This window comes from Asticcacaulis sp. DW145, assembly GCF_037101385.1.
Classification (GTDB): domain Bacteria; phylum Pseudomonadota; class Alphaproteobacteria; order Caulobacterales; family Caulobacteraceae; genus Asticcacaulis; species Asticcacaulis currens.
Window position 1 is genome coordinate 90,925 of the sequence record NZ_AP029025.1, and the last position, 12,634, is coordinate 103,558.

The window sequence follows — 12,634 nt, forward strand, 5'->3', positions numbered from 1 at the left end:
GTTCAGGCGGTAAAAATCTGCCCGTCGCGCACGGCGACCGGCCAGGGGGTGAGGGACGCGCCGGGGCAGGGACCGCCGACGCACACACCGTTCGCGATGTCGAACAGCGCGCCGTGCCACTGACAGCGGATCAGGCCGCCATCGGGCGTCAGATAGTCGTCCAGCGTCTGACAGAGCTGCAAACCCGCGTGTGGGCAGGCATCGACATAGCCGTGTACCGCCTGGCCCCGCCGCACGACAAAGCCGTGAAAACGCGCCTCGCCCACCTGAAGCACATAGTTGCGCGCGGTGCCGTCGGGTATGCGCTCAAGCGGCCCCAGCGCAATACCGGGGCGGACTTCCATTAGGCGGGGCAAGGTGCCGGTCATGGGGCCACAGCTGGGAGGATGCGCGCCGTGCAGGGACCAAAGCCGATAGAGACAAATCCCTCGGCCTCGGCGCGGGCAAACAGGTCGAGCTCGTCGCCGTCCTCGAGGAAACGGCGCGTTTCGCCCGACGCCAGGGTGAGGGGGGACTTGCCCCCTTCGGTCAGTTCCAGCAGGCTGCCTGCTTCGTGCGGCTGCGGTCCGGACAGGGTGCCGGTCCCCAGAAGGTCGCCGGGGCGCAGATTGCAGCCGCCGCTGGCGTGGTGGGCGATGATCTGCGCCACGGTCCAGTACATGGCCTCTTCGGCGCGCGATTGCGCCAGTTCAACCGCTGTGCTCAGGCCCGGCGTGCGCAAGCGGGCCCCCAGACGGATGCGATAGCCGCCCTGTGCCTGATCCTCAGCGTCGATCAGATAGGGCAGGGGGGCCGGATCATTGCTGACGCGAGGCAAGGGCACGGTACGGAAGGGGGCCAGCGCCTCGGCCGTGATCACCCAAGGCGATATCGTGGTATGGAAATTCTTGGCCAGAAACGGCCCCAGAGGCTGATACTCCCACGCCTGCACGTCGCGCGCCGACCAGTCGTTGAGCAGGCAAAACCCGGCGATCCGCTCAGAGGCTTCGCAGATCGGCACGGGCTGCCCCAGCGCGTTTTCGCCGCCGATAAAGACACCCAGCTCCAACTCGTAATCAAGGCGCTGCGTGGGGGCAAAGCGCGGGGTCTCGGCGTCCGGGGCCTTGATTTGACCGTATGGGCGCGTCACCGGCTCACCCGACACGCGCACCGAAGAGGCGCGGCCGTGATAGCCGATGGGGACATGCTTGTAATTGGGCAGCAGGGGGTTGTCGGGCCGGAACAGCTTGCCCACCGCGGTGGCGTGGTGGATGCCGACATAGAAGTCGGTGTAGTCACCGATCTCGGTGGGGAGATACAGGGTGCAGGTCTGAGCCGCATAGAGGTGCGGTGACACGGCCGCCTGATGCGACACTTCGCTGAGAAGGGACGAAAGACGCTGACGCAGGGCGCGGCGCTCAGGGGCCGGGCGACCAAACAGGGCATTAAGCGTGCGCGCGCCCAGCGCCGCCGCGTCGCCCTCGATCAGTCCCGCTTCAAAGAGGCCGCGCAAGTCGAGGATATGTTCGCCAATGGCGGCCCCCACGCGGCGGTCATCCGACCCGCCCGGCGCAAACACGCCCAGCGGCAGGTTCTGGATCGGAAACTCGGCGTGGCTGTTGGCGTCAGGGAGCCAGCTTTTGCGGTCCGCGTCGTGGGTAAAGTCGATCATGGCAGTCGGGCCTTTCCAAAGCCGCCCCATCCGGCGTCGTAATCGCCTTGCAGGCCTGGCAGAGTGAGGGCCTGAGGGGTGGGGCGCAGCACAAAGCGCGTTTCAAACATGAAGGCCATGGTGCCTTCGTACTTATGGGGTTTCAGGTCCGCCGATACCCCCGCATCATAGCTGGCGCGATCCGGGCCGTGGGCGTTCATGCAATTGTGCAAGGACGCGCCACCGGGGGCGAAGCCTTCGGCCTTGGCGTCATAGATGCCTTCGATCAGGCCCATAAATTCGCTCATGATATTGCGGTGGAACCACGGCGGGCGGAAGGTATGTTCGGCCACCATCCAACGCGGCGGGAAGATCACAAAGTCGCAGTTGGCCGTGCCGGGCGTGTCAGAAGGCGCGGTCAGGACGGTAAAAATCGACGGGTCGGGGTGGTCGAAACTGACCGTATTGATCGTGTTGAAGCGCCGCAGATCGTAGCGGTAAGGACACAGATTGCCGTGCCACGCCACTACATCGAACGGCGAATGATCGAGCGTCGTGGTCCACAACTGGCCCTGAAATTTCTGGATCAGTTGATGCGGCGACTCTTCGTCTTCAAAGGTGGCCACCGGGGCTTCGAAATCGCGCGGATTGGCCAACCCGTTGGCCCCGATGGGCCCCAGATCGGGCAGGCGGAAGGCCGCGCCGTGGTTTTCGCAGATATAGCCGCGCGCTGTCCCTTCCGGCAGTTCGACTCGGAATTTCAGCCCGCGCGGGATCAGGACGACGCTGAGCGGTGCCGCCTCGATCACCCCGCATTCGGTGAGGATTTTCAGAGCCCCGTCCTGCGGCACGATCAGCCATTCGCCATCGGCATTGAAAAAGGCGCGCCGCGTCATGCTGGCCGTGGCGGCATAAAGATAAATCGTCACGCCGGTCTGGGTCGCCACATCGCCATTGGCGGCATAGGCCGTCATCCCGTCGATAAAATCGACCGAATCGTGAGGCGTCGTCAGCGGCGACCAGCGCAGGCGGTTGGGCGAGGGGGGCGGCCCGTCCGTGCGCCAGCCGGGGGCGTCTAACGGCGCAAAGGCCGCGTGCTGCGCCGATGGCCGCAGACGATAGAACCAGGTGCGGCGGTTTTCACTGCGCGGGGCGGTAAACGCCGTACCCGAAAACTGCTCGGCATAGAGGCCGAACGGCACGGCCTGCGGCGCGTTCTGGCCCACGGGCAGGGCACCGGGCACGGCCTCGGTGGCGAAATGATTGCCAAATCCGCTGAGATACGCGCGCATCACGCATCGACCGAGATGACGCCGCGGCGGATCTGATCGAGTTCGATCGACTCGAACAGGGCCTGAAAATTGCCGTTGCCGAAGCCCTCATTGCCCTTGCGCTGGATGATCTCAAAGAAGATCGGTCCGAACAGGTTTTCGGTGAAGATTTGCAGCAGGATACCCTCTTCGCCGACATTGCCGTCGATCAGGATGCGGTTGCGGCGCAGCCGTTCAAGGTCTTCGCCGTGGCCGGGCACGCGCTTGTCCACCAGCTCGTAATAGGTCTCGATCGTGTCCTGAAGCCGCACGCCGCGCGCCCGCAGCTTTTCCACCGTGGTGTAGATGTCGTCGGTGGTCAGCGCCAGATGCTGGATGCCTTCGCCCTTGTATTCTCTTAGATATTCCTCGATCTGGCTCTTGTCGTCCTGCGACTCGTTGAGCGGGATGCGGATGGCCTTGTCCGGGGCGATCATGGCCTGAGAAAAGAGGCCGGTGGCCTGCCCCTTGATGTCGAAATACTTCTGCTCCTCGAAGCCAAAGATGCGCGAATAAAAGTCCGACCACACGCGCATCTGACCGCGATGCACATTGTGCGTGAGGTGGTCGAGCAGGTCGAGCCCGACGCTGTGCTCGCGCTCGGCAGCCTCCGCCCCCGGTACGGCGAACCAGTCGGCATAGAGCTGATCTGTGTCGGGGGTCAGATAAAGGTAGGAGCCGCCGATGCCCTGAAGGACAAAACTGCCGTCGCCCAGCGTACCAGCGGCGGCGTCGGCGGCCTTGGCTCCGCGCGACAATGCGGCCTCAAAGGCGGTTTTTGGATCGGCGACGCGGAAAGCCATGCCCGACGCCGAAGGGCCATGCCCCTGACGGAAGTCGGCCGCCTGACCGGTCGCCTCTTCGTTGAGCAGCAGGTTGATACGGCCCTGTTTGTAACGTGTCACGGCCTTGGACGGATGACGCGAGGCGGCGACAAAACCCAGGCGCTCGAAATGGGCGCGCATGGCGGCGGGGTCGGGGCTGGTGAACTCGACAAACTCAAAGCCGTTCAGACCCATCGGGTTGTGCGGAGTGATGGACATGGCGACCTCCTGTTTGTTTCCTTTGATATAGTATCTATTGCAACAATTTAAAAAAATCCAGTCTCTTTTTCGTGAGGTGGCTGGAAGGGACGCGACGTGAGGCCTAGTCTTCCGTCATGCGCGCCCTTATCCTCCTGCCGCTTGTGGCAGCCTCTCTGATGCTGTCTGGCCTGTCCCGGCCACAGGTCAGCCATGCCCCGTTCGGCGTGACGGCGGGCGGTGAGGCGGTGGAACGCTTCACCCTGCGCAACGGACGCGGTTCCGAGGTGTCGGTCCTGACCTATGGGGCCATTCTCGATGCGGTGCGGGTGCGCGACCGGCGCGGGTATTTGGATAATGTGGTGCTCGATCTGGCCGACCTGAAGGCGCATGAGGCGCGCGCCAATTTCAGTGCCTTGGTCGGACGCTTCGCCAATCGCATCTCCGGAGGTGGCTTTACGCTGGACGGGCAGCGGGTGGTGCTCGACCTCAAGGGCGGGATCGTCTCGCACGGCGGCAGGCCGGGCTTTTCCGGGCGGGTGTGGACCGCTGAGCCCTGTACGACGCCGGGGTGCCGCGCCGTGACACTGCGCTATGTCAGCCCCGATGGCGAGAATGGCTTTCCGGGGACGTTGCACGTCTCGGTGACCTATAGCCTGTCCGACGACGACACCCTGACGCTGGATTATCGCGCCACGACGGACAAGCCGACCGTGATCAACTTGACGAACCACGCCTATTTCAATCTGGGCGGGGCGGCATCGGGTTCGACCGACGGCCACTATCTGCAACTGAAGGCCGAGGCTATCACCGCCTTGTCGGACAAGAAGCTGCCGACGGGGGCCTTGCGCCCGGTCGCGGGCACGCCGTTTGATTTCCGTCGGCCCGCTCAGATCGGTACGCAGATCGTCAGGGCCGACCCGCAACTGAAGATCGGCGGCGGTTTTGACCATAATTTTGTGCTGAACAAACCCCAACCCGGCGCGCTGAGCGTGGCGGCGCGGGCCTGGGACCCGAAAAGCGGGCGGACGCTGGAAATGAAGACCACCGAGCCGGGGTTACAGCTTTTCACCGGCAACGGCTTCAATGGCACGCTGAAAGGGCGGGCGGGCAATCGCATCTGGCCGCGCGACGGCTTTGCGCTGGAAACCCAGCATTTTCCCGACAGTCCCAACCGCCCTGAATTTCCTTCGACCGTGCTGCGGCCGGGCGAGGTCTTTCATTCGGTGACGACGATCCGCTTCGGCACGGCGAAGACGCTGAAACAGGCGTTTCCGGATTAAAAAACCCCGATCTTGCGACCGGGGCCTTTTTATCATCCGATTTTGGCCGGTTCGAGCTTCGGCATCAAAAGATGCACCGCCAGAAGCGCCAGAAAATAGCCCGTCGCCGCATAGACGAAGATGGGCGTGTAGGAGCCGATCTTGTCGAGCACGAAGCCCGCATATTTGGCCATGGCCATGCCGCCAAAGGCCCCGAACATACCGCCGATCCCTACGACGGAACCCACAGCGCCATTGGGGAAGACGTCCGACGGCAGGGTGTAGAGATTGGCCGAAAAGCCCTGATGCGCGGCGGTCGCTACACCAATGATGGCCACGGCGACCCACAGATTGTCGGCCATGGCCGCGACGCCCACCGGCAGGGCCAGAGCGGCGCAGATCAGCATGGTGACCTTGCGCGCGGCATTGACGCTCCAGCCGCGCTTGATGAACTGCGACGACAGCCAGCCGCCGCCCACCGAACCGATGTCGGAGAGGAGGTAGATGGCCACCAGCGGCGGGCCAAAGGTCTTGAGATCAAGGCCATAGCGCTTGTGCAGGAAATCCGGCAGCCAGAAGAGGAACATCCACCAGATGGGGTCGATCAGAAACTTGCCCAGCGCATAGCCCCAGGTTTCCCGGGCACGGATGACCCTGCCCCACGAGACCTTTTCGACCGTGACCACCGGGTCATGTTCGATATGGCTGAGTTCCAGCGCATTGACTTTTTTATGTTCGCGCGGGCGGCGATAGACCAGCCACCAGACGGGCAGCCACAGAAGGCCGACAGCGCCGGTAAAGATAAAGGCCGCCTGCCAGCCGAATGTCAGGGTAATGGCCGGAATGACCAGCGGCGTGACAATGGCGCCGATATTGGTCCCGGCGTTGAACAGGCCGACCGCAAAGGCGCGTTCGGACTTGGGGAACCACTCAGATACCGCCTTGACGCCGCCGGGGAAGGCCCCGCCTTCGCCGATGCCGAGGAAGACGCGGGCGATGATGGCGTCTTTCAGCGATGACATGGCCGCGTGGCAGATATGCGCCGCCTGCCAGATGACAAAGGCCAGAGAGAAGCCGATGCGCGCCCCGAAGCGATCCACGATCTTGCCAAAGGCCAGATAGGAGAGGGCGTAGGCGAACTGGAACCAGAAGACCAGATCGGCATAGTCCAGCTCGCTCCAGCCGAATGCCGCTTGCAGGGTCGGCTTGAGCAGGCTGACCGTCTGACGGTCCACATAGTTGATGACCATGGCCGTGAACAGCAATGTCACGACCAGCCAGCGATAGCGCGTCGCGCCCGCCGGGGCGTGCGTGCCCGAAGGTGGCTGCATGGCGGTTTCCTTTTATTTTGTCTTGTTTTCGTGAGTGTCTTTGGCGTTCAGGGCCCCGATCAGCGCTTTCATATTGTCGATATAGGCGCTGGTCGAAATGCCGATGACGGGTTTATCGGCGAGGTAGGGCGAGGTGTCGGTCTTGTCGCCGACGTGCGTCGAGCGGTAATCGCCCTCGGCCGGCGTCGGCGAACCATCCCCGATATACGGGTTGGAGGTCGATTTCAGCTCGGTCGGCCACCAGCCGTCCTTGTTCAGCGACTTGACCAGCTGATCGGCGGTTTCGGCGACGCGGCTGTGGTTGAGGTCGGAATCACTGTGTTCCTCGATCAGGAAATAACGCGGCAGCGGCTTGGCCACGCCGTATTTCAGCGGCGAACCTTTGGAGGCCTCTTCCGGCGGGGTGGCTTTCAGCTTTTCATAGTCCTGACGCAGCTTGGCAACATTGATCGAGCGCGTCGAGCTGTAGTGGCGCAGTGTATGCTCCGGAGTGTAGTCGGCATAGTAGTGGCCATTGATAACGTTAGAGCCTTCGCGGTGCGTATAGAGCGCCTTGTTGGTGCCCAGTTCGACAAAGGACGGATAGAGGGGCTTTTCGCCGGGCAAACGCACCGAGTCGAGCCAGTCGAGCGCTGCCGGGATGGGCGCCAGATATTTGCTGTCGCCGGTGAGCTTATAGAAGTCCATCAACTGCCGGATGGCGCTGGCGGTGGTGTGCGCCGACAGGGATTTCGGCTCATAGGTCCGCGCCCCGGCGGGCTTGAGATCGGGCGTATATTGCAGCGCCCAGCCGGCCTGGGGCGCGCCGTTTTGCGCCAGAATATAGATGTTCATGCCGCGGTTTATGGCATCGAGCACGCGCGTTTCGCCCAGCGCCTGATAGCAGAGGATCAGGAAGTGGACATTACCGGCGGCCACATCGTCATTGAAGGTGATGTACGACGTGTAGTCCGGCTGACCGTGGTGCGAAAACTCGTATTTCAGCGGATACCGCTGCGGCCAGCCGCCATTGGGGTACTGGCTCTTGAGCACGAAGTCGATCGCCTTTTCGAGCGAGGGTTTGTACTTCGGGTCGTGCTTTTCGAGGTAGAGACGCAGGATGAAGGTCATCGCCTCCACCGTGCCGTCGTCGTCATAGGTGGCATTGCCCCAGTAGTGCTGGAACTCTTCCATGCGCCAGGCGTTCTTGCCGATGGTGTCGTACCACTGCTTCGTCGAGGCCTCGCCGCCGAAGTCGATGAAATAGTGCCAGCCGCCATTGTCCTGCTGACCGAAGATCAGGGCGGCAGCGGCCTTTTCGGCGGCGGTGTAGTAATACTCATCGCCCGTGGCATGGTAGGCATCGAGGAACAGTTGGCCCATGGTCGCCGTGCCCGGCGGCTGCACCCAGATCATGCTGGGGCGCGCCTCAAGCTCCCCCCAGCGGCGCGACATGTCCGGCAGATAGGACCACACATAGCCGCCGTTGGTCGAAACGGTTTCGACCATGAACGTCGTGGCCTTGCGCATGGTCTTTTTGATCGCGCTGTCCGACGGCTGAGGGGCGGCGTCGGCGAGAGGGCTGCACAGAGCCAGACACAGGCCCGCGAGGCCTGCAATCGATTTAACAAGGGGGCGCATGAAGGTCCCGTCTTTCCCGAATGTTTCCGTATGTTCTTGGTCTTTTGCCCAGCTTATACGGTAATGACACCGGTTTCCAGCGCGTCCGCACAAATTTTTTTCCTGTGCGCGGGGTACCGCTCAGTTGGGCAGGGGATAGGGCGAAAGGGCGGCGCTGAGGCGGCCGATGCTGACGGGCTTTGACAGGTTGCCGTCCATGCCGGCGTCGAGGCAAAGCTGACGCTCGTCGATCAGGCCCTGCGGCGTCAGGCCGATGACAACCACGGGCGGGATCAGGCGGCGGCGTTCCAGATCGCGGATCTGTCGCGTCGCCCGTACACCGTCCATATCGGGCAGGTCGATACTGAGCAGGACCACCGGCCCCCGGCCCGACAACAGGGATTCCAGCAGGGCCTGCCCGCTGGTCACCACCTCGGTCTTCAGCCCCAGATCGTCGAGCAGCGTCACGATGAGATCGGCGCTGGGGGCGTGCGGTTCGGCCAGAAGGATGACAGGGGCGTCGGACGCCATGAACAAGCGGACCTTTCGGGGGGAGGCGCAGGCTTATCGAAACCTTGCGCCCCTGTGCCTAGCCCGATATGGCGGCATTGTATGTGCACTCGTACACATAAGGGGTAAAGGTAATGAGGCCCCCGATGGACACGCTCCACCCCGAACTTCTGAGCAGCAATTTGCTGATGGCGCTGCGCCCGGCCGACCGGATGCGGCTTCAGGCGCGCATGGAGACGATCACCGCGCCGCGCGGCATGGTCCTGTTCAATGCCGGGGACGTGGTGCGCCACGCCTGGTTTCCGCTGGGCAGCACACTGGTCGGGTTCCGGGTGCTGCTTGATGACGGGCGCGGGGTCGAAACGGCGCTGGTCGGGCGCGAAGGCGCGGTCGGCGGCATCGTCAGTCAGGGACGGCTGCCCGCCTTTTCCTGCGCCGAAGTGCAGTTTCCGGGCAAGCTGCTGCGCATTGATCTTCAGGCTCTGGAGGCGCTGAAAAGCGAGTCCCTCACCCTGCGCTACTTCTTTGCCCGCTATTCCGACTGTCTGCTGGCGCAGGTGTTTCAGTCGGTGGCCTGTAATGCCACCCACACGATCGAACAGCGCGCGGCGCGCTGGCTCAGTCTGGCGCTCGACCGCACCGAAAGCGCGACAATTCCGCTGACGCAGGATCAGTTGTCGTCTATGCTCGGCGTCGGACGGGCCTATGTCAGCCGCGTCATGGGCGTGATGCAGCGCGACGGTCTGCTGGCCACGGTGCGCGGGCGGGTCGAAATCCGCGATCCGGCGGGGCTCCGGCAACGCGCCTGTGGTTGCGGGGCGCAGGTGCGGGCCCATTTCGACGAGGTGCTGGCGGGTGTCTATCCCGCCGCCGAAGACAGTGAGATCACCGCCAAATGAAACTGCATGGCTATTTCCGCTCCTCCGCCGCCTGGCGTGTGCGTATCGCTCTGGCGCTGAAAGGCCTCGACTACGATCAGGTGTTTGTCCATCTGCGCCATGGCGACCAGCGCGCGCCCACCTATCTGAAAGTCAATCCGCAGGGGCTGGTTCCGGCGCTGGAGGTGGAGGACGGGGCGGTGCTGACCCAGTCTCTGGCTATCTGCGAATATCTGGATGAGGTCTATCCGCAATCGCCCCTGCTGCCGGGCACGGCGCTGGCGCGGGCGCGCATCCGCGCCTTTGCCTACGCCATTGCCTGCGAAATCCACCCGTTGCAGAACCTGCGTGTGCTCAACCGACTGAAGGCGCTGGGGCAGGACGAGGCGGGCGTCAGGGCGTGGGCGCAGGAAACGATAGCCACGGGCTTTGATGCCTGCGAAGCCCTGCTGGACGGACAGGCCGGACCTTTTTGCTTTGGAACTGAGGTGACTCTGGCCGATATTTTTCTGGTGCCGCAGATGGCCAATGCCCGCCGCTTCGGCGTCGAACTGCGCTGGCCGCGTCTGACAGAGATCGAAGCCGCCTGCCTCCGCCATCCGGCCTTTGAGGCCACGCGACCTGAACGGCAACCCGACGCCGAGTGATTGGGTTTGGACCCTAGACCGGGTTGCGGTATAGCCGACCCTTTTCGACCACCAGAATGATGCTGATGGCTGTCAGGCCCAGCCCCATGGCGGCCAGCGGCAGAAGCCACACGCCGCCGGACCAGAACTGACCGATCCACGCCCCGATCAGACCGCCGCCGACCATCGACAGCACCCCCTGAAGCGAGGCCGCCGTACCCGCGACGTGGCCGACCTTTTCCATGGCAATCGCTGTGAAGTTGGAGGTGCACATGGCCATGCACATCATGGTCAGGCCTTGCAGAAGCGTGAAACTGATCAGGGTCTCATAGCCCAACAGCGCCCACACCACGTGGATGGCCGACAGGATGATCAGGGCGGTCAGCGAGCGGTGCGACATGACGCGCGTCCCCAGTCGCTCGACCAGCCGGATATTGGTGAAGGCCCCGACCGCCATGGCGCCGGCGCACAGGGCGAAGACCAGCCCCAGATAGCCCGGCTGATGAAACACCTCTTCGAAAATCTGCGGCATCATCGACAGATAGCACAGGATCATCGACGTCATCACCATCACCGCCAGCCCATAGCCAAGCGAGGTGGGCTCAGAGGCGATATAGCGCGCCACGCGGAGGAACTTGCCGGGAGACGGGGCGAAGCGCTGTTCCACCGGCAGGGTTTCCGGCAGGCGCAGGCCCACCCACACAAAGACCAGCAGACCGGCAATGGTCAGGGCAAAGAAGATGCCGCGCCACGGAAAGCCCAGCATGATCAGCTGACCGAGGCTGGGGGCCATGATCGGCACGGCCATGAAGATGACGTGCGAGGTCGAGAGCACCTTGGCCATGCGCGCGCCGGAATAGAGGTCGCGGATGGCCGACCGCGGAATGACATTGGCCGAGGCCGCGGCTATGCCCTGAAAGAAACGCAGCAGGATCATGTGTTCCAGATCGGTGACCAGCGACACGGTCAGCGACAGAAGCACATAGACGATCAGGCCGCCCAGCAGCACACGGCGGCGTCCCAGCCAGTCCGACAGGGTGCCGCACAGAAACTGACCTATGCCCATCCCCATGAAGAAGACCGAGATGATCAACTGCATAGGGTTGGCATTGTCGATGCCGAAATCCGCCGCCATGTGCGGCAGGGCGGGCAGCATGGTGTCCACGCTCAGCGCCGTCGCGGCCATGCAGGCGGCGATAATGGCGACAAATTCGGGAAAGGGCGGGATGTCCCTGGGGGGCAGCTTCAACATGACGCGCTCCCTATAGCCGGGTGACGCTGCGAAAGAAATTATGAGTTTGAGAAAAAGCACACGTCCGGCAAGCTGAGCCGATGAACAGCGAAGACATGGCTCTGATCCTGCTGGCTGCCGGCCATTCCCGGCGCTTTGGCGATGAAGACAAGCTGATGGCCGATCTCGACGGCCGGCCGCTGGGTGTGCATATGGCGGAGCGCCTTTGCGCCCTGAACTGGCGGCAGAAACTGGCCGTTGTCGTGTCGGATGAGCTGCGGAACACCCTGACCGGGCTTGGGTTTGAGACTCTGACTCCGCTACCGCTGGCAGGCATGGGCGACAATCTGGCGCTGGCGGCGCGTCAGGTGGGCGGGGCCGCCGGGGTGGTGGTCTGTCTCGCCGATATGCCCTTTGTGCCCCTGACGCACATCTCGGCTCTGGTGAGCGCGCTCGGTGAAGGTATCACCATTGCCGTCAGTACCGTCGGTGAGGCGAAAGGGCCGCCTGTGGCCTTCTCTGCAAACCATATCGGGGCCCTGCGCGCCCTCAGCGGCGATGCAGGGGCGCGACGGATACTGATCTCAGCCGCCGTTCAAACCGTAAGCATAGAGGCTTCATGTGACGCGTTATCTGACATCGACACCCCGGACGATCTGGAGCGGGCGCGCGGACGGTTTGGATAAAGCAAATGTCACTTTGCGGGCGGACCAAATCCGCTAAGCTGGCCGGATAACAAAGAGATATCAGGGGAGGCTGTGTTGAAATTCACCATCAATGGTAAGGCCTACGATCAGGACGTGCCCGAGGATATGCCGCTCCTGTGGGCGCTGCGCGACACGTTCGGGCTGGTCGGCACCAAGTTCGGCTGCGGTATTGCCCAGTGCGGGGCGTGCACGGTCCACGTCGATGGCACGCCGGTGCGCGCCTGTATCACGCCGGTCGGCGCCGTCGAAGGCGAGGCGGTGACCACCATCGAGGGCATTGGCCAGACCAAGGAAGGCAAGGCGCTTCAGGCGGCCTGGCTTGAGGTCGATGTCATGCAGTGCGGCTATTGTCAGGCCGGGCAGATCATGACCGCCGCAGCCCTGCTGAAAGAAACGCCGAAGCCCACCGATGCCGATATCGACGTGGCCATGGACGGCAATCTGTGCCGTTGCGCCACCTATACCCGCATCCGCGCGGCGATCAAAAAGGCCGCCGGTGTGGCGCTGGCCGATACGCGGGAGGCCTGA

General features: G+C 63.4%; 13 protein-coding genes. 5 read left to right on the plus strand and 8 right to left on the minus strand.

Features of this window, described 5'->3' with window-relative positions; all coding sequences use genetic code 11:
* Positions 1 to 2: 2 nt before the first annotated feature.
* From AACH73_RS11650 to hppD, 4 genes are read right to left on the minus strand one after another with little or no spacing between them, the layout of a single operon-like run.
* Positions 3 to 368: a Rieske (2Fe-2S) protein gene (locus AACH73_RS11650; protein ID WP_338736017.1), complete on the minus strand. Its 366-nt coding sequence runs from the start codon at positions 366 to 368 to the stop codon at positions 3 to 5.
* Positions 365 to 1,651: a fumarylacetoacetase gene (gene fahA / locus AACH73_RS11655; protein ID WP_338736018.1), complete on the minus strand. Its 1,287-nt coding sequence runs from the start codon at positions 1,649 to 1,651 to the stop codon at positions 365 to 367. The genes AACH73_RS11650 and fahA overlap by 4 nt, the downstream gene beginning before the upstream one ends.
* A complete protein-coding gene (gene hmgA / locus AACH73_RS11660) occupies positions 1,648 to 2,922 on the minus strand; it encodes a homogentisate 1,2-dioxygenase (protein WP_338736019.1) in 1,275 nt (424 codons plus the stop codon). The genes fahA and hmgA overlap by 4 nt, the downstream gene beginning before the upstream one ends.
* On the minus strand, positions 2,922 to 3,983 hold the full coding sequence (hppD, locus tag AACH73_RS11665; protein ID WP_338736021.1) for a 4-hydroxyphenylpyruvate dioxygenase: 1,062 nt from the start codon (positions 3,981 to 3,983) through the stop codon (positions 2,922 to 2,924). The genes hmgA and hppD overlap by 1 nt, the downstream gene beginning before the upstream one ends.
* A gap of 116 nt (positions 3,984 to 4,099) precedes the next feature.
* Here hppD and AACH73_RS11670 point away from each other — a divergent pair, with 116 nt between their 5' ends.
* Entirely contained in the window at positions 4,100 to 5,245 is a 1,146-nt protein-coding gene (locus AACH73_RS11670; protein WP_338736022.1) for an aldose epimerase family protein, read from the plus strand.
* A gap of 32 nt (positions 5,246 to 5,277) precedes the next feature.
* On the opposite strand, the gene AACH73_RS11675 is transcribed toward AACH73_RS11670, so the two are convergent.
* The 3 genes from AACH73_RS11675 to AACH73_RS11685 all read right to left on the minus strand — a co-directional run bounded on the left by AACH73_RS11675 (position 5,278) and on the right by AACH73_RS11685 (position 8,685).
* On the minus strand, positions 5,278 to 6,555 hold the full coding sequence (locus AACH73_RS11675; RefSeq protein ID WP_338736023.1) for an MFS transporter: 1,278 nt from the start codon (positions 6,553 to 6,555) through the stop codon (positions 5,278 to 5,280).
* Between the two features lie 12 nt (positions 6,556 to 6,567).
* Positions 6,568 to 8,175: a pectate lyase gene (locus tag AACH73_RS11680; RefSeq protein ID WP_338736024.1), complete on the minus strand. Its 1,608-nt coding sequence runs from the start codon at positions 8,173 to 8,175 to the stop codon at positions 6,568 to 6,570.
* Between the two features lie 120 nt (positions 8,176 to 8,295).
* A complete protein-coding gene (locus tag AACH73_RS11685) occupies positions 8,296 to 8,685 on the minus strand; it encodes a response regulator (protein ID WP_338736025.1) in 390 nt (129 codons plus the stop codon).
* A gap of 125 nt (positions 8,686 to 8,810) precedes the next feature.
* On the opposite strand from AACH73_RS11685, the gene AACH73_RS11690 reads away from it, so the two are divergent.
* Entirely contained in the window at positions 8,811 to 9,563 is a 753-nt protein-coding gene (locus AACH73_RS11690) for a Crp/Fnr family transcriptional regulator (RefSeq protein ID WP_272742311.1), read from the plus strand.
* The gene (gene maiA, locus AACH73_RS11695) at positions 9,560 to 10,189 is read left to right on the plus strand and encodes a maleylacetoacetate isomerase (RefSeq protein ID WP_272742310.1); all 630 of its coding nucleotides are present in this window, start codon (positions 9,560 to 9,562) and stop codon (positions 10,187 to 10,189) included. Before AACH73_RS11690 ends, maiA begins: the two co-directional genes overlap by 4 nt.
* 13 nt (positions 10,190 to 10,202) lie before the next feature.
* Here the strand turns inward: maiA and AACH73_RS11700 are convergent, their stop codons facing one another.
* Complete coding sequence (locus AACH73_RS11700; protein WP_338736026.1) at positions 10,203 to 11,420, minus strand: multidrug effflux MFS transporter; 1,218 nt, start codon at positions 11,418 to 11,420, stop codon at positions 10,203 to 10,205.
* Between the two features lie 80 nt (positions 11,421 to 11,500).
* On the opposite strand from AACH73_RS11700, the gene AACH73_RS11705 reads away from it, so the two are divergent.
* Together AACH73_RS11705 and AACH73_RS11710 are read left to right on the plus strand one after the other, a co-directional pair.
* Positions 11,501 to 12,085, plus strand: a complete 585-nt coding sequence (locus AACH73_RS11705) for a nucleotidyltransferase family protein (RefSeq protein ID WP_272742308.1) — start codon at positions 11,501 to 11,503, stop codon at positions 12,083 to 12,085.
* Positions 12,086 to 12,160: 75 nt separating this feature from the next.
* Positions 12,161 to 12,634 (plus strand): (2Fe-2S)-binding protein, encoded by a 474-nt coding sequence (locus AACH73_RS11710; RefSeq protein WP_272742307.1) that lies wholly within the window; start codon positions 12,161 to 12,163, stop codon positions 12,632 to 12,634.

What these genes read in the sequence shown, in the direction of transcription:
- AACH73_RS11650 (WP_338736017.1), bottom strand. Translation starts at nt 368, where the DNA reads ATGACCGGCACCTTGCCCCGCCTAATGGAAGTCCGCCCCGGTATTGCG.
- fahA (WP_338736018.1), bottom strand. Translation starts at nt 1,651, where the DNA reads ATGATCGACTTTACCCACGACGCGGACCGCAAAAGCTGGCTCCCTGAC.
- hmgA (WP_338736019.1), bottom strand. Translation starts at nt 2,922, where the DNA reads ATGCGCGCGTATCTCAGCGGATTTGGCAATCATTTCGCCACCGAGGCC.
- hppD (WP_338736021.1), bottom strand. Translation starts at nt 3,983, where the DNA reads ATGTCCATCACTCCGCACAACCCGATGGGTCTGAACGGCTTTGAGTTT.
- AACH73_RS11670 (WP_338736022.1), top strand. Translation starts at nt 4,100, where the DNA reads ATGCGCGCCCTTATCCTCCTGCCGCTTGTGGCAGCCTCTCTGATGCTG.
- AACH73_RS11675 (WP_338736023.1), bottom strand. Translation starts at nt 6,555, where the DNA reads ATGCAGCCACCTTCGGGCACGCACGCCCCGGCGGGCGCGACGCGCTAT.
- AACH73_RS11680 (WP_338736024.1), bottom strand. Translation starts at nt 8,175, where the DNA reads ATGCGCCCCCTTGTTAAATCGATTGCAGGCCTCGCGGGCCTGTGTCTG.
- AACH73_RS11685 (WP_338736025.1), bottom strand. Translation starts at nt 8,685, where the DNA reads ATGGCGTCCGACGCCCCTGTCATCCTTCTGGCCGAACCGCACGCCCCC.
- AACH73_RS11690 (WP_272742311.1), top strand. Translation starts at nt 8,811, where the DNA reads ATGGACACGCTCCACCCCGAACTTCTGAGCAGCAATTTGCTGATGGCG.
- maiA (WP_272742310.1), top strand. Translation starts at nt 9,560, where the DNA reads ATGAAACTGCATGGCTATTTCCGCTCCTCCGCCGCCTGGCGTGTGCGT.
- AACH73_RS11700 (WP_338736026.1), bottom strand. Translation starts at nt 11,420, where the DNA reads ATGTTGAAGCTGCCCCCCAGGGACATCCCGCCCTTTCCCGAATTTGTC.
- AACH73_RS11705 (WP_272742308.1), top strand. Translation starts at nt 11,501, where the DNA reads ATGAACAGCGAAGACATGGCTCTGATCCTGCTGGCTGCCGGCCATTCC.